The sequence below is a fragment of the Acidovorax sp. GW821-FHT10E04 genome, assembly GCF_059415185.1.
This window is the reverse complement of record NZ_JBWKMT010000001.1, coordinates 867,360-891,835: the sequence shown is the minus strand read 5'-3', so window position 1 is coordinate 891,835 and position 24,476 is coordinate 867,360. Positions and strand designations below refer to the sequence as shown.

Annotated in this window: 25 protein-coding genes and 2 tRNA genes; 19 read left to right on the top strand and 8 right to left on the bottom strand. The window is 66.8% G+C overall.

Annotated features, from left to right (window positions below; translation table 11 throughout):
• Positions 1–11 precede the first annotated feature (11 nt).
• On the top strand, positions 12–1,082 hold the full coding sequence (locus AC07OC_RS04045) for a DMT family transporter (RefSeq protein ID WP_494600421.1): 1,071 nt from the start codon (positions 12–14) through the stop codon (positions 1,080–1,082).
• Here AC07OC_RS04045 and AC07OC_RS04040 read toward each other — a convergent pair.
• The 4 genes from AC07OC_RS04040 to AC07OC_RS04025 all read right to left on the bottom strand — a co-directional run bounded on the left by AC07OC_RS04040 (position 1,012) and on the right by AC07OC_RS04025 (position 6,053).
• Positions 1,012–3,432, bottom strand: coding sequence for an EAL domain-containing protein (locus AC07OC_RS04040; RefSeq protein WP_494600420.1), 2,421 nt, complete (start codon positions 3,430–3,432; stop codon positions 1,012–1,014). The two genes, AC07OC_RS04045 and AC07OC_RS04040, sit on opposite strands and share 71 nt — an antisense overlap.
• Before the next feature lie 360 nt (positions 3,433–3,792).
• Positions 3,793–4,254 (bottom strand): hypothetical protein, encoded by a 462-nt coding sequence (locus AC07OC_RS04035; protein WP_218295125.1) that lies wholly within the window; start codon positions 4,252–4,254, stop codon positions 3,793–3,795.
• Positions 4,255–4,444: 190 nt separating this feature from the next.
• Positions 4,445–5,146: a DUF1294 domain-containing protein gene (locus tag AC07OC_RS04030; RefSeq protein WP_492244968.1), complete on the bottom strand. Its 702-nt coding sequence runs from the start codon at positions 5,144–5,146 to the stop codon at positions 4,445–4,447.
• Between the two features lie 16 nt (positions 5,147–5,162).
• Positions 5,163–6,053, bottom strand: coding sequence for a CoA transferase (locus AC07OC_RS04025; RefSeq protein WP_494600419.1), 891 nt, complete (start codon positions 6,051–6,053; stop codon positions 5,163–5,165).
• Between the two features lie 175 nt (positions 6,054–6,228).
• Between AC07OC_RS04025 and ygiD the strand changes: the two genes are divergently transcribed.
• A complete protein-coding gene (gene ygiD, locus AC07OC_RS04020; RefSeq protein ID WP_494600418.1) occupies positions 6,229–7,092 on the top strand; it encodes a 4,5-DOPA-extradiol-dioxygenase in 864 nt (287 codons plus the stop codon).
• Between the two features lie 104 nt (positions 7,093–7,196).
• Here the strand turns inward: ygiD and AC07OC_RS04015 are convergent, their stop codons facing one another.
• Both AC07OC_RS04015 and AC07OC_RS04010 read right to left on the bottom strand, forming a co-directional pair.
• Positions 7,197–7,799, bottom strand: a complete 603-nt coding sequence (locus AC07OC_RS04015; protein WP_494600454.1) for a nucleotidyltransferase family protein — start codon at positions 7,797–7,799, stop codon at positions 7,197–7,199.
• 189 nt (positions 7,800–7,988) lie between these two features.
• Positions 7,989–9,185, bottom strand: a complete 1,197-nt coding sequence (locus tag AC07OC_RS04010) for an amino acid aminotransferase (protein ID WP_494600417.1) — start codon at positions 9,183–9,185, stop codon at positions 7,989–7,991.
• Positions 9,186–9,290: 105 nt separating this feature from the next.
• Between AC07OC_RS04010 and uvrB the strand changes: the two genes are divergently transcribed.
• The 16 genes from uvrB (at position 9,291) to AC07OC_RS03930 (ending at position 21,782) form a co-directional block, all read left to right on the top strand.
• Positions 9,291–11,381 (top strand): excinuclease ABC subunit UvrB, encoded by a 2,091-nt coding sequence (gene uvrB / locus AC07OC_RS04005; protein ID WP_255590802.1) that lies wholly within the window; start codon positions 9,291–9,293, stop codon positions 11,379–11,381.
• A 243-nt stretch (positions 11,382–11,624) separates the two neighbouring features.
• Positions 11,625–12,161: a Fe-S cluster assembly transcriptional regulator IscR gene (gene iscR / locus AC07OC_RS04000; protein WP_015013980.1), complete on the top strand. Its 537-nt coding sequence runs from the start codon at positions 11,625–11,627 to the stop codon at positions 12,159–12,161.
• A gap of 113 nt (positions 12,162–12,274) precedes the next feature.
• Complete coding sequence (locus AC07OC_RS03995) at positions 12,275–13,495, top strand: IscS subfamily cysteine desulfurase (protein ID WP_218295120.1); 1,221 nt, start codon at positions 12,275–12,277, stop codon at positions 13,493–13,495.
• Between the two features lie 36 nt (positions 13,496–13,531).
• The gene (iscU, locus tag AC07OC_RS03990; protein ID WP_218295119.1) at positions 13,532–13,933 is read left to right on the top strand and encodes a Fe-S cluster assembly scaffold IscU; all 402 of its coding nucleotides are present in this window, start codon (positions 13,532–13,534) and stop codon (positions 13,931–13,933) included.
• 9 nt (positions 13,934–13,942) lie between these two features.
• Entirely contained in the window at positions 13,943–14,266 is a 324-nt protein-coding gene (gene iscA / locus AC07OC_RS03985) for an iron-sulfur cluster assembly protein IscA (RefSeq protein WP_063459049.1), read from the top strand.
• Positions 14,267–14,352: 86 nt separating this feature from the next.
• The gene (hscB, locus tag AC07OC_RS03980; protein WP_218338657.1) at positions 14,353–14,871 is read left to right on the top strand and encodes a Fe-S protein assembly co-chaperone HscB; all 519 of its coding nucleotides are present in this window, start codon (positions 14,353–14,355) and stop codon (positions 14,869–14,871) included.
• Between the two features lie 72 nt (positions 14,872–14,943).
• Positions 14,944–16,815 (top strand): Fe-S protein assembly chaperone HscA, encoded by a 1,872-nt coding sequence (hscA, locus tag AC07OC_RS03975; protein WP_218338656.1) that lies wholly within the window; start codon positions 14,944–14,946, stop codon positions 16,813–16,815.
• Positions 16,816–16,849: 34 nt separating this feature from the next.
• Positions 16,850–17,188, top strand: a complete 339-nt coding sequence (gene fdx / locus AC07OC_RS03970) for an ISC system 2Fe-2S type ferredoxin (RefSeq protein ID WP_218295116.1) — start codon at positions 16,850–16,852, stop codon at positions 17,186–17,188.
• Between the two features lie 86 nt (positions 17,189–17,274).
• Positions 17,275–17,988, top strand: a complete 714-nt coding sequence (gene dnaQ / locus AC07OC_RS03965; RefSeq protein ID WP_218295115.1) for a DNA polymerase III subunit epsilon — start codon at positions 17,275–17,277, stop codon at positions 17,986–17,988.
• A gap of 38 nt (positions 17,989–18,026) precedes the next feature.
• Positions 18,027–18,101 (top strand) — tRNA-Val (locus tag AC07OC_RS03960).
• A gap of 47 nt (positions 18,102–18,148) precedes the next feature.
• A tRNA-Val gene (locus tag AC07OC_RS03955) sits at positions 18,149–18,223 on the top strand.
• Positions 18,224–18,405: 182 nt separating this feature from the next.
• Positions 18,406–19,443, top strand: coding sequence for a histone deacetylase family protein (locus AC07OC_RS03950; RefSeq protein ID WP_218338655.1), 1,038 nt, complete (start codon positions 18,406–18,408; stop codon positions 19,441–19,443).
• 30 nt (positions 19,444–19,473) lie between these two features.
• The gene (locus AC07OC_RS03945) at positions 19,474–20,571 is read left to right on the top strand and encodes an NAD(P)/FAD-dependent oxidoreductase (protein WP_218338654.1); all 1,098 of its coding nucleotides are present in this window, start codon (positions 19,474–19,476) and stop codon (positions 20,569–20,571) included.
• Between the two features lie 141 nt (positions 20,572–20,712).
• Positions 20,713–21,015: a DUF883 family protein gene (locus AC07OC_RS03940; protein ID WP_010458410.1), complete on the top strand. Its 303-nt coding sequence runs from the start codon at positions 20,713–20,715 to the stop codon at positions 21,013–21,015.
• A gap of 42 nt (positions 21,016–21,057) precedes the next feature.
• The gene (locus tag AC07OC_RS03935; protein ID WP_218338653.1) at positions 21,058–21,453 is read left to right on the top strand and encodes a phage holin family protein; all 396 of its coding nucleotides are present in this window, start codon (positions 21,058–21,060) and stop codon (positions 21,451–21,453) included.
• The gene (locus tag AC07OC_RS03930) at positions 21,453–21,782 is read left to right on the top strand and encodes a hypothetical protein (protein ID WP_218338652.1); all 330 of its coding nucleotides are present in this window, start codon (positions 21,453–21,455) and stop codon (positions 21,780–21,782) included. The genes AC07OC_RS03935 and AC07OC_RS03930 overlap by 1 nt, the downstream gene beginning before the upstream one ends.
• Positions 21,783–21,906: 124 nt before the next feature.
• Here the strand turns inward: AC07OC_RS03930 and AC07OC_RS03925 are convergent, their stop codons facing one another.
• Positions 21,907–22,959 (bottom strand): quinone-dependent dihydroorotate dehydrogenase, encoded by a 1,053-nt coding sequence (locus AC07OC_RS03925; RefSeq protein ID WP_218338651.1) that lies wholly within the window; start codon positions 22,957–22,959, stop codon positions 21,907–21,909.
• 37 nt (positions 22,960–22,996) lie between these two features.
• On the opposite strand from AC07OC_RS03925, the gene rpiA reads away from it, so the two are divergent.
• Positions 22,997–23,686 carry a ribose-5-phosphate isomerase RpiA gene (rpiA, locus tag AC07OC_RS03920; RefSeq protein WP_218338650.1) on the top strand — a complete coding sequence of 230 codons (690 nt, stop codon included), beginning with the start codon at positions 22,997–22,999 and terminating at the stop codon, positions 23,684–23,686.
• Positions 23,687–23,800: 114 nt separating this feature from the next.
• Here the strand turns inward: rpiA and AC07OC_RS03915 are convergent, their stop codons facing one another.
• Positions 23,801–24,460, bottom strand: a complete 660-nt coding sequence (locus AC07OC_RS03915; RefSeq protein ID WP_218338649.1) for a glutaredoxin family protein — start codon at positions 24,458–24,460, stop codon at positions 23,801–23,803.
• Positions 24,461–24,476 lie beyond the last annotated feature (16 nt).

The window sequence follows — 24,476 nt, the reverse complement described above, 5'->3', positions numbered from 1 at the left end:
AGACTGGCGCCATGTCCTCTTCTGCGTTTTCCATTTCTCGCATTTTTCACGCGCGGCCTGCATCGCCGGCCCGGAACCTGGCCATCGGGGTGCTGGCCGCGCTGGCAGCGGCCCTTGTGGGCAGCGGCTGGCAGATCGTCACGCGCCACGGCGTCACCACGTCGCTCGGGCCGGTGGAGCTGGCCGTGCTGCGCTATGGCGTTCCGGCGCTGGTGCTGGCCCCGCTGTGGTGCCGGCGCACCGGATGGCCCGCCGCGATGTCCCTGGGACGGCTGGCCCTGCTGGTGCTGGGGGGCGGGCTGCCCTTTGGCCTGCTGGTGCTGGCGGGGGCACGCTGGGCGCCGGCGGCGCACATGGGCATCTTCATGGCCGGCTGCATGCCGCTGTTCGTGGCGCTGGGCGGGCGGCTGGTGCAGGGCGACAGGCTGGGGCGCCTGCGCGTGCTGGGCCTGGTGCTGATGGCGCTGGGCGTGGCGGCGCTGGGCCTGGGGGTGTGGCGCGATGGCCTGGCGTCCTGGCGCGGGGATCTGCTGTTTGTGCTGGCGGCCGTGCTGTGGGCCGCCTACACGCTGGCGTTTCGGGGCTGTGGCCTGTCGCCCTGGCAGGGGGCCGCCCTGGTGAACCTGGGATCTGCGGTGCTGCTGGTGCCCGTGGTGATTGTCTGGGGCGCCCCGCGCCTGGTGACGGCACCCTGGACCGACGTGGCCTTCCAGGCGCTGGGGCAGGGTGTGATGGCCGGTGTGCTGGGGCTGGTGGCCTACACGGTGGCCATTGCACGGCTGGGTGCCGCCCGCGCGGCGCTGTCCGCCGCGCTGGTGCCCGTGCTCACGGCGCTGGGCGCGGCCTGGCTGCTGGGAGAGGTGCCGCAGCGCAGTGCCTGGGCGGCACTGGCGCTGGTGGTCCCCGGCGTGGTGCTGGCCAGCGGCGCCGTGGTGCCGGGGCGCCTGGCAGCGGACCTCAGGCGGCGTGCCGCGCGTCGGGGAGCGCGGCGCCACCCGCCGGCGGTACCGCCTAGCCCAGGCACTCGCCCAGCGGAAGGGGCCGCGCCACCGCGTAGCCCTGGGCATAGTCCACGCCGATGAGCCGCAGCGCGTCCACGATGGCGGCGCTCTCGGCGAACTCGGCGATGGTCTGCTTGCCCATCACATGGCCGATGCGGTGGATCATTTCCACCATGGCGCGGCTGGTGGGGTCCTGCAGCATGTCCTTCACGAAGGCGCCGTCGATCTTGAGGTAGTTGACCGGCAGGTGCTTCAGATAGGTGAAGGACGACATGCCCGCGCCGAAGTCGTCCAGCGCGAACCGGCAACCCAGCTGCTGCAGCTCCTTCATCAGGCGCACGGCGTTGGGCAGGTGCGAGATGGCGCTGGTCTCGGTGATCTCGAAGCACAGCAGTGCGGGGTCCAGGCCGGATTCGGTGAGGGTGGTGCGGATGTACTTGAGCAGGCTGTCGTCGCCCAGGCTGGTGCCCGACAGGTTGATGGCGCAGGTGTGCAGCGGCAGGGCGCCCGGCGTGCGCTGGTGCAGCGCCAGCGCGTGCAGCGTGTGCCGGATCACCCAGCGGTCGATGGAGGGCATCATTCCGTAGTGCTCGGCGGCCGGGATGAAGGTGCCGGGCGCCACGAGCTGGCCGTCTTCCTCGCGCAGCCGCAGCAGCACCTCCATGTGCAAACCCTCTTCGGCGTGGACCTGCAGCGCGCCGATGGCCTGCGCGTGCAGCTGGAAGCGGTCGTGCTCCAGCGCCAGGCGCAGGCGCCGCACCCAGTCCATGTCGCCTTCGCGCCGGGTCATCTCGATGTCCTCGGGCTGGTAGATGAACACCCGGTTGCGGCCGCCCTCCTTGGCGCGGTAGCAGGCCATGTCGGCCACGCGCATCGCTTCCTGTATGGACGTGAGCGCGGGGATGAGCTGCACCATGCCGATGGAGAGGCCGGTCGTGAGGTGCTGGCCCTCCCATGCCAGCCGCAGGTCCTGGCCAGCCTGGCGCAGCTGCTCGGCGATGCGCGCCGAGGGCCCGGCGGGGCAGTCCTTGAGCAGGATGCCGAACTCGTCCCCGCCCAGCCGCGCCAGCGTGTCGCCCTCGCGCAGGTGGCTTTGCAGCATGCGGCAGACCTCGCGCAGCATCTCGTCGCCCGCCTGGTGGCCGCAGGTGTCGTTGATGAGCTTGAACTGGTCCATGTCCACGTAGAGCAAGGAGCCCTCGCGGCCCGGCTGGCGCGGGCGGCTGAGCAAGGCCTCGAGCCGGTGCTCGAACTCGCGCCGGTTGACCAGGCCCGTCAGCGCGTCGTGGCTGGCCTGCCAGGAGAGCTGCTCCACGTAGTGCTGTTCGCGCGTGACGTCGTGCAGTACCAGCACCGCGCCGGTCACGGTGCCCTGGTGCTGGATGGGCGAACCCACCAGCTTCACCGGCACGACGGTCTGGCCGGGGCGCACGATGGTGCGGTTGATGTCGTCCTGCGTTCCCTTGGCGCTCCTTGCGCCGCCCGCGTTCGCGGCGCCGTGGCTGCCCTGCCGCAGTATCTGCTCGATGAGCGTCCCGGCGGCCTGGGGCCGGGGGTCTTCGCCATCGAACTTCAGGGCCTCGTCCAGCGGTTTTCCCACGGCCTGCTGGGCGCTGCAGGCCAGCAGCTGCTCCGCCGCCGGGTTCATGTACATCACTTCGCCATGGATGTTGGTCGTCACCACCCCGTCGCCGATGGCGGTGAGCGTGGTGCGTGCCTGCTCGCGCTCCGCGCTGAGCGCCTGCTCCACGCGCCGGCGCTGCGCCAGCAGGGTGTGGGTGTGCCACAGGGTCAGCAGGATCAGGGTGGCCGCGATGCCCATGTTGGTCCACATCAGCAACGCCACGATGCGGCGCGAGCTGTCTCCCAGGGCCTCGCTGAAGGCGCGGGCGGCGGGGGTGACTCCCGCATTGATGTCGCGGATGGCGGTTTGCCACTGCGCGCGGGTATCGTCGTCCACCGAACCCAGCTCGGTATCGTGGCGGATCTCGTGGGACAGGTCGCGCAGCGCATTGATGTATTCGTCTCCCACCAGCCAATGCTGGATCGGCTTTTGAACGATGTCGAAATGGTGGAGGTAGCGCAGCAGCCAGATGAGTCCGTCGATGTCCTGCGGATGGTTGCCCCCGCGCAGGAAACCCTCGCGTGCCAGATCGACCTGCACCTGCCCGGGTTGCAGGGCCAGGCGGGCCGCCCGGTCTCCCAGCGGAATATCGATGGCCTGCGTGAACAGCGCGAATGCCTGGGGCGAGCCATTGGCCGCGTACTGGCCCAGGTAATAGATGGCATCCTTTTGCCCCTTCGTCCACAGGCTTTCGCCGGCGACGAAACCGCGCACGGTGGACAGCACGTACAGGCTGGCGGTGGCGCAGGCGGCCAGCAGCAGCACCATCACGATGAAGGGCCAGGTGAGCCGCAATGTCAGCTGCACGGGTCTTCGCTCGTCTGGCTGCAACACAACATCCATGGACTGTTCTCCCGCCTGTTCGCCAAGTTGGTTGCCGGGCCGCTTCCTGGGGGCTGCGTCAGCGCCGGCGGCACAGGGCGGGGCATGCATCCCGGTGGCGCTGGCACAGGCTTCGGCAAGGCGTCGGACAGCCTGCCGGTGCGGTGCTTTGCACTATATAGCGATCAGGTCGCCCCTGCATGCAAAGCATGGCATTGCGGCGCGCAGCCCGGGCTGGCGGTGGGGGCTGCGAAGGCGCGTTCCCAAAAGACAGCGGCCCGGCGCGCTGGTCTGCGCGCCGGGCCGCTTCGCGGCGCCCGGGTCCCTGGAAAGGGCCGGGCCCTGTCAGGGGGCCGCGTGGGTGCCCACCAGTACCGATTGTGGGGCGTCGTCCTTGGCCGGGGGCGTGATGAGATCCTCGATGATGAACGTGCGGTAGTAGAAAGCCGCTACCGCGCCTTCCGGTGCGATGGCGCCCACCAGCCGCTCGGTGTTGTCCTTGTCAGCCATGTGCACCAGCATGCCGTGGTGTCCCGTGCCGGCCAGGTCGGCGATGCGGCGCACCATGTCGCCCTCGGCGCCCACCGACGGCAGGGGTGCGTCGGCCGTGCCCAGGGTGTGCACGATCTCCTGCAGGATGACCTCGGGGCTGGCGTAGGCGATCTCGCCCGCGTGGCCAGCGCCCTGCAGGGCCGTGGCGGCCTGGCGCACGCAGTCTTCGTCGGGGAAGAGGGCGAATACATGGCCCGTGGGGTAGAAAACGCCGCCCATGTTGGTCATGGTGGAATCAAGAACGAGGGGTTTCATGGGCATCTCCCGAGGTGTTTCAGACCTTTTCGATTGAAACCCCTCCCCCCGGTGCGTGGTGTAGGCCAGCGGGCACTCTGCGCGTCAGCACCCTTTGGGACGCAGCAGGAAATATGGGGGAAAATAGCCTCTGGCGCAGATCCATCCAGCGCAAGCAGCTATCAAAATTGACGGTTCTTTGCAGCCCTGCCTAGCGCAGCCATCCGCCCAGCCAGGCCCCGAGCGCCGCGCAGTGGAGCACCACGGTGGCCCAGTAGACCGCGCGAAACTCCAGCTTGCGGGACTTGTGCCGCAGCCACTGCTGGGCGAACCATGCGCCCGGCCAGCCGCCCGCCAGGCCCAGCAGGTGCAGGTGGCTCTCTCTGGTGCGCCACTGGCCGTTTTGCGCGGCGCTCTTGTCGATGGCGTAGACCAGGAAGGTCAGGAGGTTGACGGCCATGGCAGCGCCCAGCACCCACCAGGGGAGCCGGCCGGCCCAGAAGCCCCAGGCCAGCAGGGCCGCCCAGCCCAGCATCAGCACCAAGGCCGGGCCCGCCGGGGTGGGCGGGCCGCTGGCATCCGCGGTGCGCCGATGGCGTCGAACCTGGGGCCGGGCGGCCCGCTGCGCCGGTGTGCGCCGTGCCGGGCGCGCAGCGGCTGTCGGCGGCGCCGTGACCGATGGGCGGGGCTGGGCGGTGGCACCCGGGTGCGCCGCAGGCTGCACGGCCATCGCCCTGGGCCCCTTGCCGCCCACATGGATTTCTTCATACACCACGGCCAGGCCCTCGCGGGGCGCGGCGCTGCCTTGGTAGTCCCGCACATGAAAGAACACATCGGCCGAGGTGTCCGGGCTGCGGATGAAACCGAAGGCGCGTGTGGCATCCCAGCGGATGACGGTGCCTTGCTTGTGCATCGGTGAAAACGGGTTCTCAGGCGAGGGTGTGCAGGGGAATGTCCTGGGCGGTGGCGAGCGCGTCCAGCTCCCCGCGGGTCTGGCCGTGCAGGAAGTTCGCCACGGCCTGGTGCGTGGCGGGCGCGCGCAGCTGGCCCGGGTCGCCAGAGGCTGGCAGCCCCGCAGCGGCGCACAGGCGCGCGGCGAAGTGGGGTTCCAGCGCGGCCACGGCCACGCGGCCGTCGGCGCAGGGGTAGATGCGGTAGCCCGCGTGGTTGCCGCCCACGTCGCCCTCGGGCGTGGTCAGGCCCCAGTCGCGCGGCTGGGCCAGCCAGGCGGCGGCATCGGCCAGCGCCACTTCGATGCACACGCCGCTGCCGGTGTGGGCGCGCTCCAGCAGGGCCTGCAGCACGGCCTCGCTGGCCATCAGGGCGCCGCCCATGTCGGCGTACAGCGTGGGCGGCATCTCGGTGCCGGTCACCAGCCCGGCGTCGGCCAGGTAGGTGAGGTCGTGGCCGGGCTCCTCGGCCCGCTCGGCGGCCGCGCCCACGATGCGCACCAGCGACAGGCGCGGGTATTTCGACTGCAGCGCCTCCCAGCCCAGGCCCAGCTTGGCCAGGGCCGAGGGGCGGAAGGAGGTGATCAGCACATCGGTGCGGGCCAGTTCCGCATGCAGCGTCGCCTGGCCTTCGGCGGTCTTGAGGTGGGCATGCACCACGCGCACGCCGCCGTGCAGCGTGGCATAGGCCGCCGGGCTGTAGATGCCCATGGGGTCGGCGCTGGGATGGCCGGGGGCGGGCGGGGGTTCGAGCTTGGTGCATTCGGCCCCCATGCGCGCGCAGCGCATCAGGGCGGCGGGGCCGGGCAGGTTGAGCGCGAGGCTCAGGACGCGGACGTTGCGCAGGGGCTGGGGCAGGGCGGTTGTCATGGGTTGGGGGTTGTCTCGGTGTCGTGGTCTTGAACGGAAGGCGCGGCGGCGGAACTTCAGGGCGCGCGCGGGCTCACTCCCTGCGTTATACATAATTTGTTACGCTCCCTGACCCATGCAACGCAGAACCTCTTTGGCTGCCCTCACGGGCCTGGCCGCCTTTCCGGGAGCATTCATGACCACGTCCCTGAGCAGCGCCGCCACCGCGCCGGCGCTGCAGGCGCTCAAGCCCTCGCCCCGCATGCCGGTGCTGTTCGTGGGCCACGGCAGCCCCATGAACGCCATCGAGGACAACGCCTGGCGCCGCAGCTGGCAGGCCATGGGCACGGAGTTGACGGCGCGCGCCGTGCAGCCGCAGCTCATCCTGTGTGTGTCGGCCCATTGGCTCACGCGCGGCGGCTGGCAGCTGACTGGCATGGCCCATCCCAAGACCATCCACGACTTCGGCGGTTTTCCCCAGGCGCTGTTCGACCAGCAATACCCCGCGCCCGGTGCGCCGCAGGTGGCGCGCAGCCTGGCGGCCGAACTGAAGTCGCCCGCGACGGGCGGCGCATTGGGCGTGGATGAAGGTGAATGGGGCCTGGACCACGGCACCTGGTCGGTGCTCAAGCCCATGTTTCCCAAGGCGCAGATCCCCGTGCTGCAGCTGAGCATGGACTACAGCCGCGCCCCGGCCGAGCATTACGCGCTGGGCCAGCAATTGAAGGCGCTGCGCGAGCGGGGCGTGTTGATCGTGGGCAGCGGCAATGTGGTGCACAACCTGCGTCTCACGCGCCGTGGCACGGCCGCCAACGAGGCGTACGACTGGGCCACCGAGTTCGACACCGTGGTGCAGGAGCAGATCAAGAAAGGCCAGCTGGGCGCCCTGCAGGACTTCCAGAAACTGGGTGCCGTGGCCAAACAGGCGCACCCCACGCACGAGCACTATCTGCCGCTGCTGTATGCGGCGGGGGCCGTGTTGCCCAGCGAGATGCCCCGTTTCTTCAACACGGGCTACCAGTCGGCGTCGATCTCGATGCGGTCGGTGCTGTGGGGGTGATGGGCGCCCCGCCTGTGGTGGTTTGCTTCTATTTTTATAGCTGGTAGCGCTTATGGATCAAGCGCCAGAGGCCAAAATGACTTGAAAACCCTGTGCGGCGCCGATCAGCTCGGCAGGTCATCCGCCCGGACTGTCAGCCACGGCCAGCGCTCGCGGTAGCTTTCGGCCTTGGCCTGGAACAGCGGAAGGTGCGGGCACGCCGGGTTGGGGCGCATCAGTCCGGCATACAGCTCTTCAAGCCCATAGGGCGCGTACAGCGTGGGCGCCTCCATGCCAGGGCCGGATGCAGGCTGCAAGCCCACGCAGGTGCAGGGCACCAGAAAGCGCTCGATCCCGTTGCGCGCCGATTGCAGCGGCGCATACGGGTAGCCGAACCAGCGTTCGTACCAGAGGTGCACCCGGGCCTGGTTCTTGGCTTCCACGGTGATCGGCAGGTCGGCGAAGAGGGCGGTGACGCGGGCCTGCACGGCCTGTTCGGCGGCCTCGGACAGGTCCGGCGCATCGAAATAGAACAGGTCGTAGTCCTTGATGCGCGCCGTGGGCTCCAGGCCGGAGCGCAGGTTCCACACCGTCTGGAACAGGCAGCCCGCCACCAGCCAGGCATCCGGCAGGCCCAGAAGCGGCAAACGCTCCAGAAGGACCGCGTTGTGCGGGTTCTGGAGCGCTTCGCTCACAAAGCGGCTCTGAAGATCAGCGCCAGGGTTCATCAAGGGGGTATTCACCGAATTGCGTATCGCCACTGTCCTTTGAACAAGCGCAGCCAATGCGAGGTAGCCGCGCAAGGGCCGCCCAAGCTGCATAGCGGCGCTCCTCTTGCGTGCGCTGGCTGCGTCCCCCTTCCCGAATTGCGCAGCAATTCGAGAGGAAGGGGGAAGGCGCGTCAGCGCCTCAGGGGGTTACATCACTTTGGCGATCGCCTGGCAGACGTAGTCGATGTTCTTGCTGTTCAGGGCTGCGACGCACATGCGGCCGGTGTCGGTGCCGTACACGCCGAACTCATTGCGCAGGCGCACCATCTGGTCCTTGGTCAGGCCCGAGTAGCTGAACATGCCGATCTGGGTGGTGATGAAGCTCATGTCCTGCTTCACACCGGCGGCCTTGAGGCCATCGACCAGCTTCTGGCGCATGGCCTTGATGCGCACGCGCATTTCGGCCAGTTCCTTTTCCCACATCGCGCGCAGCTCGGGGTTGTTCAGCACCGCGGCCACCACCGCGCCACCGTGGATGGGTGGGTTGGAGTAGTTGGTGCGGATGACGATCTTGAGCTGGCTCAGCACGCGGGAGGCTTCTTCCTTGTCGGTGCACAGCACGGACAGGCCACCCACGCGCTCGCCGTACAGGCTGAAGCTTTTGCTGAAAGATGTGGAGACAAAGAAGTTCAGGCCTGCAGCCACAAACTTGCCGATCACGGCGCCGTCTTCGGCGATGCCGTGGCCAAAGCCCTGGTAGGCCATGTCGAGGAAAGGTGTCAGGCCCTTGGCCTTGACGGCGGCGATCACCTGGTCCCACTGGGCGGCCGTGATGTCGTAGCCGGTGGGGTTGTGGCAGCAGGCGTGCAGCACGACGATGGTGCCGGGTGCGGCTGCGTTCAGGCTGGCCAGGAAACCTTCGAAGTTCACGCCGCGCTTGGCCGCGTCGTAGTAGGCGTAGGTATCGACCTCGAAGCCGGCGTTGGTGAACAGGGCGCGGTGGTTTTCCCAGCTGGGGTCCGAGATCAGCACCTTGGCATTGGGGCTGACCTTCTTCAGGAAGTCGGCGCCGATCTTGAGGCCACCGGTGCCGCCGATGGCCTGCACGGTGGCCACGCGGCCGGAGGTCACGGGTTCGCTGTCGGCACCGAACACCAGGCTCTTGACGGCGTTGTCATAGGCCACGATGCCGTCGATGGGCAGGTAGCCACGGGCCGTGGGGGTGGACATCATGGTCTTTTCCGCGGCCTGCACGCACTGCAGCAGGGGCAGCTTGCCGTTGTCGTCGAAGTACACGCCCACGCCCAGGTTGACCTTGTTGGGGTTGGTGTCGGCGTTGAATTGCTCGTTGAGGCCCAGGATGGGGTCGCGGGGGGCCATTTCGACGGCGGTGAAAAGAGACATGAAAATCCTTGAAAGGTTGTCAGTAGCGAAGAATCCGGGCGTGGTGTACTGTGCCGGGTTCCGCCGATTTTAACGGCCTGCCCCTCCCACTCGTTGACTGCACCCATGCCGGATATCACACAGGTCATAACGGAAAAGCAAGACGGCGAATTCGTCCGTTTCCCCGATTCCCCCTTTGAATTGTTCCAGCCCTATCCGCCGGCGGGAGACCAGCCGGAGGCCATCAACAAGCTGGTGGAAGGACTGCGCGATGGCGAGGCCTTCCAGACCCTGCTCGGGGTGACGGGCTCGGGCAAGACCTTCACCATGGCCAACGTCATCGCCCGCATGGGGCGCCCGGCCATCGTGTTCGCGCCCAACAAGACCCTGGCCGCGCAGCTGTACAGCGAGTTCCGCGAGTTCTTCCCCAAGAACGCCGTGGAGTACTTCGTGAGCTACTACGACTACTACCAGCCCGAGGCCTATGTGCCCCAGCGCGACCTGTTCATCGAGAAGGACAGCGCCATCAACGAGCACATCGAGCAGATGCGCCTGTCGTGCACCAAGAGCCTGATGGAGCGAACCGACGTGGTCATCGTGGCCACGGTGTCGGCCATCTATGGCATCGGCGAACCCGAGAGCTATCACCGCATGGTGATGACGCTGCGCACCGGCGACAAGCTGGGCCAGCGCGACGTGATCGCCCAGCTGATCCGCATGCAGTACCAGCGCAACGAGGCGGACTTTTCACGCGGCAAGTTCCGCGTGCGGGGCGACACCATCGACGTGTTCCCGGCCGAGCATTCGGAGCTGGCCATCCGCATCGAGCTGTTCGATGACGAAGTGGAGAGCCTGCAGCTGTTCGATCCGCTCACGGGCCGCGTCAAGCAGAAGATCCCGCGCTTCACGGTCTACCCGAGCAGCCACTACGTGACGCCGCGCGACAAGGTGCTGGCCGCCGTGGAGACCATCAAGCTCGAACTGGCCGAGCGCCTCAAGCAGTTGCTGGCCGATGGCAAGCTGGTGGAGGCGCAGCGCCTGGAGCAGCGCACGCGCTTCGACCTGGAGATGCTCAGCGAAGTAGGGCACTGCAAGGGCATCGAGAACTACACGCGCCACCTGTCGGGCGCCGCGCCGGGCGATCCACCCAGCACGCTGACCGACTACATGCCCAAGGACGCGCTGATGTTCCTGGACGAGAGCCACCAGATGATCGGCCAGCTCAATGCCATGTACAGCGGCGACCGCTCGCGCAAGACCACGCTGGTCGAATACGGCTTTCGCCTGCCGTCGGCGCTGGACAACCGCCCGCTCAAGTTCGAGGAGTTCGAGCAGCGCATGCGGCAGGTGATCTTTGTCACCGCCACGCCGGCAGACTACGAGCGCACCCATTCCGGCCAGATCGTCGACCAGGTGGTGCGGCCCACCGGCCTGGTGGACCCCGAAGTGGAGGTGCGGCCCGCCACCCATCAGGTGGATGATGTGCTTCAGGAAATACGCATTCGCGTGGAAAAGCGCGAACGTGTACTTATTACCACGTTGACCAAACGCATGGCGGAGCAGCTCACCGACTACCTGACGGACAACGGTGTGAAGGTCCGCTACCTGCACAGCGACGTGGACACGGTCGAGCGCGTGGAGATCATCCGCGACCTGCGCCTGGGCGCGTTTGACGTGCTGGTGGGGATCAACCTGCTGCGCGAGGGGCTCGACATTCCCGAAGTGTCCCTCGTGGCCATCCTGGATGCCGACAAGGAGGGCTTCCTGCGGGCCGAGCGCAGCCTCATCCAGACCATTGGCCGCGCGGCGCGGAATCTGAACGGGCGGGCCATCCTCTATGCCGACCGCATCACCGATTCCATGAAAAAAGCCATGGGCGAGACGGAACGCCGCCGCATCAAACAGATCGCACACAACCAGGCCCACGGAATCACTCCGCGCAGCATTGTCAAGCGGGTAAGAGACCTGATTGACGGCGTCTACAGCGAGAAAGCCGGCAAGGACGCCGAGCGGCTGGAGCAGGAAGCCATGCAGCGCGCCAAGGTGGAGGACATGTCCGAAAAGGATGTGGCGCGCGAAATCAAGCGGCTCGAAAAGCTCATGCTCGAGCATGCGCGCAACCTGGAATTCGAGCAGGCTGCCCGGGTGCGCGACCAGCTCACGCGTCTCAAGGACCAGGCATTTGGCGCGCATGGCAGCGATTCGGTGGCCTTGTGAGGGCATGTCGAAGACCGGGCAAATACACCACAGGTCAAATGACGACCGGTTGGTTTTTTAACCCGACAAATTCGATAGGGATTTGTGTTATACTTGCACAAAATACTCAAGAAAAAAGCCCAGCGATGAAGGGCTCCGTGCCAGGCAACTGTGCGGAGTAAGGGGCGGAGACGGTGCCTTGCTGGCCATCAGCCAGCGAAGGCGGTTTCTACAACGAACAAGCCTTAGCACAAGGAGCTTGCGATGCGTCTCACAACCAAAGGCCGGTTTGCGGTCACCGCCATGATTGACCTGGCCCTGCGCCAGAACAATGGTCCCGTCACGCTGGCCGCGATCAGCCAGCGCCAGCAGATTTCGCTGTCGTACCTGGAGCAGCTTTTTGGCAAGCTGCGCCGCCACGAACTGGTCGAGTCTACCCGTGGTCCTGGCGGCGGCTACACGTTGGCCCGCAAGGCAGGCGATATCACGGTGGCGGACATCATCGTTTCGGTGGACGAACCCATTGATGCCACGCAATGCGGCGGCAAGGAAAACTGCCTGGGCGAAGCGGGCCGCTGCATGACGCACGAGCTGTGGGCATCGCTCAACCAGCGCATGGTGGAGTTCCTCGATTCCGTCACGCTGCAAAAGCTGGTGGATGAACAGCTGGCCAAGGGCGTGCAGATCGAAGACAAGCCGGTGGTGCGCCGGGCGATTTCGACGACCCCGGTGGTCAAGCCCATCCGCGTCAACGCGCCCAATTCGGTGTTCGCACTGGGCAACGTCTTCGCGAAATCCTGATACCCGGGGCTCCGCTGCCGGCCCTGGGGTCGGCAGCGCCCTGAACGAGTTTTCAAGCATCGTTTCGTTTCTTATTTTCAGCTTGCCAGCCAGCAACTATCACTGAGCCAGCCATGGACATGACCCCGCACTTCCCCATCTATCTCGACTACGGCGCCACGACCCCGGTGGACCCCCGCGTGGTGGACGCCATGATTCCCTGGTTGCGCGAGCACTTCGGCAACCCGGCATCGCGCAGCCACGCCTGGGGCTGGGAGGCGGAGGAAGCTGTCGAGAAGGCGCGCGTGCAGGTGGCGGATCTGATTGGTGCGGATCCGCGTGAAATCGTCTGGACCAGCGGCGCCACGGAGTCCATCAACCTGGCCTTGAAGGGCGCCGCGCAGTTCTACAAGGGCAAGGGCAAGCACCTCATCACGCTCAAGACCGAGCACAAGGCCGTGCTGGACACCATGCGCGAGCTGGAGCGCCAGGGCTTCGAGGCCACCTACCTGGACGTCCAGGAAGACGGCCTGGTCAATATGGACGCCCTGAAGGCCGCCATCCGCCCCGACACCGTGCTGATCAGCATCCTGTTCGTGAACAACGAGATCGGGGTGATCCAGGACATTCCCGCCATTGGCGCGCTGTGCCGGGAAAAGGGCATCCTGCTGCACGTGGATGCCGCGCAGGCCACGGGCCGCGTCGAAATCGACATGAACACCCTGCCCATCGACCTGATGAGCATGACCGCGCACAAGACCTACGGCCCCAAGGGCGTGGGCGCGCTGTATGTGCGCCGCAAGCCCCGCGTTCGGCTGGAAGCACAGATGCACGGCGGCGGCCACGAGCGCGGCATGCGCTCGGGCACCTTGCCCACGCACCAGATCGTGGGCATGGGCGAGGCCTTCCGCATCGCCAAGGAAGAAATGGCCGAGTCCAACGCCAAGGCGCACGCGCTGCAGCAGCGCCTGCTCGATGGCCTGAAGGACATCGAGCAGGTGTTCATCAACGGCAGCATGGAGCGCCGCGTGCCGCAGAACCTGAACATGAGCTTCAACTTCGTGGAAGGTGAATCGCTCATCATGGGCATCAAGGGCCTGGCCGTGTCGTCGGGTTCGGCCTGCACGTCCGCCAGCCTGGAACCCAGCTATGTGCTGCGCGCCCTGGGCCGCAGCGACGAACTGGCGCACAGCAGCCTGCGCATGACCATTGGCCGCTTCACGACCGAGGAAGAGATCGATTACGCGATCTCCACCATCCGCGAGAACGTGGCCCGCCTGCGTGAGCTGAGCCCGCTGTGGGAGATGTACAAGGACGGCATCGACATCAGCACCATCCAGTGGGCTGCGCACTGAATCCCGGAATTTCGAAGAATTGAAGAGGTACACATCATGGCTTACTCAGACAAAGTGGTTGACCATTACGAAAACCCCCGCAACGTGGGTTCGTTCGACAAGGGCGACGATTCGGTGGGCACCGGCATGGTGGGTGCGCCTGCCTGCGGCGACGTGATGAAGCTGCAGATCAAGGTGAACCCCGAAACCGGCGTGATCGAGGATGCGCGTTTCAAGACCTACGGTTGCGGCTCCGCCATTGCCTCCTCGTCGCTGGTGACCGAATGGGTCAAGGGCAAGACGCTGGATGAAGCAGCGGCGCTGAAAAACAGCGAGATCGCCGAGGAGCTGGCCCTGCCGCCCGTCAAGATCCACTGCTCCATCCTGGCGGAAGACGCCATCAAGGCCGCCGTGCTCGACTACAAGACCAAGCACGCGGCAGCCGCCACCGCTGCTTGAGTGAGAGATATGGCCATTACGCTGACAGAAGCCGCTGCCCGGCACGTCAACCGCTATCTTGCCCGGCGCGGCAAGGGGCTGGGGGTGCGCCTGGGTGTCAAGACGACCGGCTGTTCGGGGCTTGCCTACAAGCTGGAGTATGTGGACGATTCCGAGCCCGAAGACATCGTGTTTGAAAACCACGGCGTCAAGGTGCTGATCGATCCCAAGAGCCTGGCCTATATCGACGGTACCGAACTCGACTTCGTGCGCGAAGGCCTCAATGAAGGCTTCAAGTTCAACAACCCCAACGAGCGGGACCGCTGCGGTTGCGGAGAGAGCTTCCGCGTTTGAGCGCCTGCCGACGCTTTTTTCGTGAAACCGCCAACGCGCTCTCCGTGCTGGCGGTTTTTTGTTGACCCGCACCTCGCGACCTGTGCATGAACCTGCAATCCGACGACTTTGAACTGTTTGGCCTCGAGCGCCGTTTCGCGCAGGACCGTGGTGCCATCGATGCGCGCTGGAAAGAGCTGCAGCGCGAAGCACATCCCGACAAGTTCGCGGCGCAGGGCGCGGCCGCGCAGCGCGTGGCCATGCAATGGTCGGTGCGCATCAACGAGGCCTACCAGCGCCTGAAGGATCCCCAGCGCCGCGCCGCCTACCTGTGCGAGCTGCACGGGGCCCCGATCCGCGCCGAGGACAACACGGCCATGCCGGCGGCGTTCCTCATGCAGCAGATGGAGTGGCGCGAGGCGCTGGAAGATGCCCGCGCCGAGAGCGAACTCGATGCGCTCGAGGATGGCGTCGCCCAGGCCCGCCGTGCCGCGCTGGCGCAGTGCGAGCAACTCATCGACCAGCAGCGGGACTACGCGGGTGCCGCCCGGCAGGTCAGAGCCCTCATGTTCATTGCGCGATTTGCGGACGACATTGAACGCCGCCGAGAGCAACTGGGACAATAGAGCGGTTTTGCTTTCCCCCTGGGGCCCCGTTCGTATGGCGGCGGACTCCACCACGTTGAGACCCGAAATTTCATGGCGCTTCTGCAGATTTCCGAACCCGGCCAATCCCCCGATCCGCACCAGCGGCGCATTGCCGTCGGCATTGACCTGGGCACCACCCACTCCCTGGTCGCCGCCGTGCGCAATGGCGTGTCCGAATGCCTGCCCGATGCGCAGGGCAGGGTGCTGTTGCCCTCGGTCGTGCGGTACCTGGAAAAGGGTGGACGCCAGATCGGATACGACGCCGTGGCAGCGCAGGCCCAGGATGCGCGCAACACCATCGCCTCGGCCAAGCGCTTCATGGGGCGGGGCCTGAAAGACGTGGCGGAGGCGGGCAAGCTGCCCTACGACTTTGTTCCCGCCAGCGAGGCGGGGGAGCAGGGCATGGTCAGCCTCGCGACGGTAGACGGCAACAAGTCGCCCGTCGAGGTCAGTGCCGAAATCCTGGCGACTCTGCGCTACCGGGCCGAGGACACCTTCAATGACGACCTCTACGGTGCCGTCATCACCGTGCCCGCCTACTTCGACGACGCCCAGCGGCAGGCCACCAAGGACGCGGCCAAGCTGGCGGGCATCCACCTGCTGCGCCTCATCAACGAGCCGACGGCCGCAGCCATTGCCTACGGCCTGGACAATGCGAGCGAGGGGGTCTACGCGGTGTACGACCTGGGCGGCGGCACCTTCGACATCTCCATCCTGCGCCTGACGCAGGGCGTGTTCGAGGTCATCGCCACGGGCGGCGATTCCGCGCTGGGCGGCGACGACTACGATGCGGCCCTGGCGGACTGGGTGCTGCAGCAACTGGGCCTTCAGGCCGTCACCCCGGCGGACAAGTCGGCGGTGCGCATGGCGGCACGCGCCTGCAAGGAAGCCTTGACTGCTATAGATTCAGTAGCGTTCAGCGCACACCTATCAAGCGGCGGCGTGCATTTCGATGTCAAAAAATCGGACTTCGAGGCCATCACGGCCGAACTGACCGCGCGCTCCATGGCGGCGGTGCGCCGCGCGCTGCGGGACGCCCATCTGGGGCGTGACGAGGTGAAGGGTGTGGTGATGGTGGGCGGTTCCACCCGCATGCCGCAGGTGCGGCAGGCGGTGGCCGCCTTCTTTGGCAAGGAACCGCTGACCAACCTCAACCCCGACGAAGTCGTTGCGCTGGGTGCCGCCATCCAGGCCAACCAGCTGGCGGGCAACAACACGGCGGGCGACCTGCTGCTGCTGGACGTGATTCCGCTGTCGCTGGGCATCGAAACCATGGGAGGCCTCGTGGAGCGCATCGTCGCGCGCAACGAGACCATTCCCACCGCCAAGGCGCAGGACTTCACCACCTACAAGGACGGCCAGACAGCGCTGGCGGTGCATGTGGTGCAGGGCGAGCGCGACCTGGTGCAGGACTGCCGCAGCCTCGCGCGCTTCGAGCTGCGCGGTATTCCGCCCATGGCCGCGGGCGCGGCGCGCATCCGCGTGACCTTCACCGTCGATGCCGACGGCCTGCTGAGCGTGAGCGCCAGGGAGCAGGGCAGTGGCGTGGAGGCACGCATCGACGTGAAGCCCTCCTATGGCCTGTCGGACGACCAGATTGCGCGCATGCTGCAGGACGGCTTTGCCACGGCCGCTCAGGACATGAAGGCCCGCGCGGTGGTCGAGGCCCGCGTGGACGCGGACCGCATGCTGATCGCCACCCAGAGTGCCCTCGATGCCGACGGCGATGTCCTCTCCACCCGGGAGCGCGCCGAGATCGATGCGCTGATGGTGGCGTTGCGCCACCAGCGGGATGCGCACGATGCCGCCGTCATCGAGGCCGCCACCGATGCACTGGCCAAGGGCACGGAAGCCTTCGCCGCGCAGCGCATGAACCGTGGCATCCAGCAGGCGCTGGCTGGCAAGAACGTGCAGACCTTGTAAGCCCCGGACAAGAAGCAATAAGAGCCCACACCCCATGCCCGTCATCAAGATCCTTCCCCATCCCGAATACTGTCCCCAGGGGGCCGAAATCACCGCGCCCGCCGGCACGTCGATCTGCGAAGCCCTGCTCGACAACCACATCAACATCGAGCACGCCTGCGACATGAGCTGTGCCTGCACCACCTGCCACGTCATCGTGCGCCAGGGGCTGAACTCGCTCAACGAGGCCGAGGAAGAGGAAGAAGACCTGCTCGACCGCGCCTGGGGCCTGGAGCCACAATCGCGCCTGTCGTGCCAGGCCATCCTGGCGCAAACCGATCTGACCGTGGAAATTCCCAAGTACACGATCAACCATGCCAAGGAGAACCACTAGATGAGCGCAGCGCCGGGCCGCCCCAGGCAAGCTCGCGCCCCCCTGGGGGGCAGCGAGGACACGAAGTGCCGAGCGTGGGGGCACGTATGACCCGCCAGATCGTTCTCGACACCGAAACCACCGGCCTTTCGGCCGACAGCGGGGACCGCATCATTGAACTGGGCTGCGTGGAGCTGCTCAACCGCAAGCTCACCGGCAACAACCTGCACCTGTACTTCAATCCGGGCCGCGACAGCCATGAAGATGCGCTGAAGGTGCACGGCATCAGCAACGAGTTCCTGAAGGACAAGCCCAGGTTCGCCGAGGTGGCGGACGAGATCCTGCAGTACCTGCAGGGGGCCGAGATCATCATCCACAACGCGGCGTTCGACGTGGGCTTCCTGAACAAGGAGCTGGAACTGACGGGACGCCCGGGCTTTCGCACGTACGTGGAGAGCGTGACCGACACGCTCGCCATGGCCAAGGAGATGTACCCGGGCAAGCGCAATTCGCTCGATGCCCTGTGCGACCGGCTGGGCGTGGACAACTCCGGCCGCACCCTGCACGGGGCGCTGCTGGATGCCGAGCTGCTGGCCGATGTCTACATCAACCTGACCCGTGGCCAGGATGCCCTGCTCATCGCCGATGATGCGCAGGAAGGCAGCGACGGCCTGAAGGTGGCCGCCATCGACCTGCGGCTGCTGAGCCTGCCCGTGCTGCGCGCCAGCGAGCAGGAGCAGACGGCCCATGCCGAAGTGCTGGCGCAGATCGACAAGGCCAGCGGAGGCAAAACAATTTGGAGAACTGTCCAGGCAGCCTGAAAAGCTGTGCCATAATAGAAGGCTGTCACAGCGACACGGGGTGATTAGCTCAGCGGTAGAGCACTGCCTTCACACGGCAGGGGTCACATGTTCGATCCATGTATCACCCACCACGCTTGTTGACGGCCTCGCGACACACCCTGTTCAGGGTGCCAGCGACGGGTGATTAGCTCAGCGGTAGAGCACTGCCTTCACACGGCAGGGGTCACATGTTCGATCCATGTATCACCCACCAATTCAACCCCTGCAGATCTCTGGTCTGCAGGGGTTTTTTCATGGGCCGGGGCCTCCAGGGCCTATTTGGCGGCCGGGCGCCGCAAAGCGGCTACAGTGTCAGCCTCGAGTCCATGGCGGGACTCCCCCGCGGGAAGGCCACCCTGGCCTGCCACGGGCTTCCTTTGCCGACACGCCCGACCCATGATCACCTTCCACAACCCGCTGCACCAGGGGCACGCTCCCACTCACGAGTTCTTTCGCGGCGAACGCGTTCCCTGCTTCGAGAAGCCTGCGCGCGTGGACTATGTCGAAGAGGCGCTGCGCGCGCGGGGCCACCGCCTCACGGCGCCGGATGTGGACAGCGGGCCCGTGCTGTCCCAGGTGCATGCGCAGCGCTATCTGGCCTTCCTGCAGACGGCCTGGCAGCAATGGATGGCGCTGGACCCCGCGAACGCCGATGTGCAGCCTTTTCCATCCGTGTGGCCCGTGCGCACCCTGCGCAGCGATCTGGAGCCGGAGAACTTCGTGGCGCGGCTTGGCCTGTACTCCATGGACAACGGCACGCCCATGGCCCCCGGCACCTGGGCGGCGGCCAAGGCAGGCGCGGATGCGGCCGCCAGTGCCGCCACCCGGGTGGCGCGGGGTGTGGGCGCGGCGTTTTGCTGCACACGCCCGCCAGGCCACCATGCCGGCCCGGACTTCATGGGGGGCTACTGCTTCCTGAACAACGCCGCCGTGGCGGCGCAGGTATTGCGCAACGAGGGCGCCCGGCGCGTGGCCCTGCTGGATGTCGACTATCACCATGGCAATGGCACGCAAAGCATCTTCTACGACCGCTCCGACGTGCTGTTCATCAGCATGCATGGCGACCCGCGCACGGAATACCCCTTTTACCTGGGCCATGCGGACGAAACCGGGACAGGAGAGGGCGCGGGCTTCAATCTGAACCTGCCGCTGCCGGCAGGCACCAGCGCCGCCGCCTGGTTCGATGCGCTGGAAAGTGCCTGTGCGCGGATCGCCAGCCACGGGGCCGATGCCCTTGTGGTCTCGCTGGGGCTCGACGCGTTCGAGGGCGACCCCATTTCCCGCTTCGCACTCGCCTCGTCCGATTTCACCCGGCTGGGCGCGCGCCTCGCACGCCTGGGGCTGCCCGCTGTCTTCGTTCTCGAAGGTGGCTACGCGGCGGCCGAGCTGGGAACCAATGCCGTCAATGTGCTCGACGGCTTCGAGCAAGGCTGAGCACCGAAGGGCAAGGACGAGGGCGAGCGAATGGCGGATGTAGTCGACTGTGTGGTGGTGGGGGCGGGCGTGGTCGGCCTGGCCGTGGCCCGGGCCCTCGCGCTGCGGGGCCGCGAGGTGATGGTGCTGGAATCCGCGGATGCGATAGGCACCGGCATCAGTTCGCGCAACAGCGAGGTCATCCATGCCGGGCTGTACTACCCCACCGGGTCGCTGAAAGCGCGGCTGTGCGTCCAAGGCCGGGACATGCTGTATGCCTACTGCGCCGAGCGTGGCGTGCCCCACCGCCGCTGCGGCAAGCTCCTGGTGGCAACCTCGTCGGGGCAGCTGCCTGGTCTTGAGTCCATCCAGGCACGGGCGCAAGCCAACGGCGTGCCGGATCTGCGCTGGCTCGGCCGCCAGGAAGCGCAGGCGCTGGAGCCCGCGCTGGAATGCGTCGCTGCATTGTTTTCGCCCAGTACCGGTATCGTGGACAGCCACGCCTTGATGCTCGCGCTGCAGGGCGACCTGGAGCATGCGGGGGGACTCGTGGCCCTCAATTCGCCCCTGGCGCAAGCGGAATGCGCGCAGAATGCTATTGATTTGGTAGCGTCCGATGGCACGCGTTTGCGAGCCCGTACCGTGGTCAATGCCGCAGGGCTGCACGCCCCCGGGCTGGCCCGCCGCTTTGCGGGGCTGGGAGCGGATCATGTGCCCCGTGCCCACTACGCCAAGGGCAGCTATTTCACGCTGTCTGGCAAGGCACCCTTCAGCCGCTTGATCTACCCCGTGCCCGAGGCTGCCGGCCTGGGCGTGCACCTGACGCTGGATCTGGGCGGGCAGGCCAAGTTCGGCCCCGACGTGCAGTGGGTTGATTCGCCGGACGACCTTTTGGTCGACCCCGCACGCGGGGACGCGTTCTACGCCGAGGTCCGCAAATACTGGCCCGCGCTGCGCGACGGAGCGCTGGCGCCCGGCTATGCGGGCATGCGCCCCAAGATCCATGGCCCCGGGGAACCCGCGGCGGACTTCATGATCCAGGGGCCCGCGGTGCACGGCGTCCCGGGCCTGGTGAACCTGTTTGGCATCGAATCCCCCGGCTTGACAAGCGCCCTGGCCATTGCGGACCATGTGGCCACGCTGGTCTGATCTGCGGCAAACCATTTGCAATCCGTAACCTCTTGCGTCGCCGTCCTACGAAGCGGGGCGGGGGCAGGTGGCTAAGATGAACCCGAGTCCTGTTCCGGCAGGGATGATTGATTTTTTTGTGTTGCTTCAAGAAAGGCTTGTATGACTGCTTCCGACACCACCACCACCCAGGGCGAACTGGAAAAGCTGGTTTCTGATCTGCGGGGGCTTCTCGCCAACAAGGATCTCGACGCGGTCCCTGAAATCAAGCTGCTGCGCCAGCGTCTGGACGACGGCATGCACAACGTGCGCGAATCCGCGGTGCGCGCGGCGCAGGATGCGGCCCGCCAGGCCAAGGATGCCGCCCTTGCGGCAGACCGCTATGCGCACGATGAACCATGGCGCGTGGCCGGGGCCGCGCTGGCCGTTGGCGCCCTGGTGGGCTTCCTGCTTGCGCGGCGCTGATTCCGGCCTGCCGCGCACGGCCGCACAACGCAGAGGCTGCACATGAACTGGCTTTCCCTCCTGGGGCTGGAGGCCCTGGTGGCCCGCTGGCGCGCCAACGTGATCGAAGGCGCCATCGCGGCGGAAGACCGCATGGACCTCGCACGCCTGGAGTGGCAGGATCAGAAGCAGCGCCTGCAGCAGATGCTGGTGCTGACCATTGTGGTGGCGGGGCTCACCGTGGTGGCCTTGATCATGCTCTCGCTGGCGGTGCTGGTGCATTTCTGGGACACCCCCCAGCGCACCCTGGTGGCCTGGCTCGTGGCAGCCGTCTGGACTGTCGGCTGGGCCGCCACGCTCATGTCGCTGGTTTCCGTCGCGCAGAAGGCGGGCCAGGGCTTTGCCCTTACGCGGCGCGAGCTGGCGCAGGACTGGCGTGACATCAAGGAGCGTTTGTAATGGCTGCGACGAACCCATCGACCACTGCCCCGCAAGCCGTGGTTCCCGAGCCCACCATGGCCCAGCAGCGTGTGCTGGACCGGATCGCCATGCAGCGCGAACGCTTGCGCGCCCGCAGGGCGGCCCGGGCACAGTCGCTGGCATTGGCGCAGCGGGACCAGGGTGACGGCGGCCTGGACGAGTCCCTGGTGCTGCGCGCCGCGGGATTCGCCCGGGAACACCCCCTGGCGGTGGCGGCCATGGCCGGCGTCGCCGTCGTGGCGGGGCCGCGCCGACTGATTCGCTGGGCCGGCGTGCTGCTGCCCATGCTGATGCGGTTGCGGCGCTGACCGGCCTTGCCGGCACCTTGCCGGGCGGCCGGCAGGAGCCTGCGTTCTGTCCCACGGCAAAAGAGCCGCCCAGATGGGCGGCTCTTTTTTTTGGGGGCCTAGCGCGCGGGTGGCGTGCCGTGGCTCAGCCCATGGCCTTGATGGCCTTCGCGGCCTTCGCCACCAGCGCGGGGCCTTCGTAGATCAGCCCGGTGTAGATCTGCACCACATCGGCGCCGGCGCGGACCTTGCCCACCGCATCCTCGGCGCTCATGATGCCACCCACGCCAATGATGGGAAAACGGCTGCCCAGGGCCGCGCGCAGCTGGCGTATCACCTGGTTGCTGGCTTCCAGCACCGGGGCGCCGCTGAGCCCGCCGGTTTCCTGCGCGTGGCGCAAACCCTGCACGGCCGCGCGGCTGATGGTGGTGTTGGTGGCGATCACGCCGTCCATGCCATGGCGCTGCAGCGTGGAGGCGATCACGGACACCTGGGCTTCATCGAGATCCGGGGCAATCTTCACGAACACCGGTACGCGCCGCGCGTGCCGGGCCGCCAGGGCTTCTCGGCGCTCGGCGATCGCGCCCAGCAGCGCGTCCAGCGCCGCATCGCTCTGCAGCGCGCGCAGGTTCTGGGTGTTGGGCGAGCTGATGTTGACCGTGACGTAGTCCGCGTGCGGGTACACGCCGTCCAGGCAGGCCAGGTAGTCGCTGGTGGCGTTCTCGATCGGGGTCGTGGCGTTCTTGCCGATATTCAGGCCCAGCAGCAGGGGGTGTTTGCGGCTCTGCGAGCGAAAGCGGGCCTGCTGCACGTTGTGCAGGAACGCATCCAGCCCTTCGTTGTTGAAACCCAGGCGATTGATGAGCGCGCGTGCTTCGGGCAGGCGGAACATGCGGGGCTTGGGGTTGCCGGGCTGCGCCTTGGGTGTCACGGTGCCCACTTCCACGAAGCCGAAGCCCATGGCGCCCAGTGCGTCGATGCAGCGGGCGTTCTTGTCCAGCCCCGCCGCCATGCCGACGCGGTTGGGAAACGTCAGGCCCGCCAATTCGACAGGGTCGTCCACGGTTTCATTGCACCAGGCCCATTGCAATGGCGTGCGCTGTCCGCGCGCCAGCATGTCCATGGTGAGCTCGTGGGCGGTCTCGGCATCCAGGCCGAAGAGAAAGGGGCGGGTGAGGGCGTAGGGGATCAGGGACATGAGGGGATAATTCAAGGTTTCCCCCTGATTTTCTCCCATGACGACCTCCACCTCCCTGACCCAAGATGAACTCAAGACCCTGGTAGGCCAGGCCGCGCTGCAATATGTGGTGCCCGGCGAGATTGTGGGGGTGGGTACCGGCTCCACCGTCAACAAGTTCATCGACGCGCTGGCCACCATCAAGGACCAGATCAAGGGGGCAGTATCGAGCTCCGTGGCCAGCACCGAGCGCCTGAAGGCGCTGGGCATTGCGGTGTTCGATGCCAACGAAGTCCAGGCCCTTTCGGTCTATATCGATGGCGCCGACGAAATCGACGGCAAGGGCCACATGGTCAAGGGAGGCGGCGCGGCGCTGACGCGCGAGAAGATCGTCGCAGCGCTGGCCAGCCGTTTCGTGTGCATCGCCGACGAATCCAAGCTGGTTCAGGCGCTGGGGCAGTTTCCTTTGCCCGTCGAGGTGATTCCGATGGCCGCCAACCACATAGCGCGGCGTTTTGCGGCGATGGGCGGCCAGGCGCAACTGCGGCTGCGGGATGGCCAGCCCCTGGTGACCGACAACGGCCAACACATCCTGGACGTCCGGGGGCTCTCGATCACGGACCCGCTGGCGTTCGAGTCCGACATCAACCAGTGGCCGGGCGTGGTGACGGTGGGTGTCTTTGCCCACCAGAAGGCGTCGGTCTGCCTGCTGGGCACGGCGCAAGGGGTGAAGACGCTCACTTATTGAGCCCGGGGCTTGGCGGCGGGCACGGACGCATGTCCGCCGGAATGGACAAAGGGGCCTGAAAAGGCCCCTTTGTCCTGGCGGCCGCCGGCCGCCCGTTCCCAGGAAGAGGGACGCTCAGAATCTGATGCCCGCCGGATTGCTGGGCGACGGCCCCTCATTGGCCGGAGCCGGGGGGCGCACCCTGGATACTGCGGACGCCGGGGCCGACGCTGCAGCCGCTGCTGTTGCAGGTTCCACGGCCTTGATGGCCACCAGAGGGGTGGGGGCAGGCTGGCGGTAGTTGCCGGGCAGCTGCGATTGCTTGGGATAGCCTGCAGCATCCAGGTACTGCGTCCATTCCCCTTCAGAAAAACCCGCGAGCTGCTGGCCGCCGATGGTGCCAAAGGGCAGGCTGGAGTTGCCGCTCAGGCGCTGCAGTGCTGCGATGTCCTCGTTGCTGGACACGGTGCGCTCGGTGAACGGTATGCCGCGCGACGTGAGCAGATTGCGCGCGGAGGTGCACGGCGGGCAATCGTTGCCCGTATAGAGCGTGACGGGAAAGCGGCTGGCGGTCTGGCGCAGATCGTACGGCAGCGCGGCGTTGGCCGCTGCGGGCGGCGCAGCGGCTGCCCGCGCGGGCTGGGCGCTGGCGTCGGCCGGCGGGCGGTCCGAAAACGTCACCTTGCCATCCGGGCCAACGATCCGGTAGACGCCTTGCGCCTGGACGCTGGCGCTGGCCAACACCATCAGCAAGGATGCCAGCAGGGGGGCGGTCAGCGGATTGTGCATCTTCATTTTTCTCACTCCATAC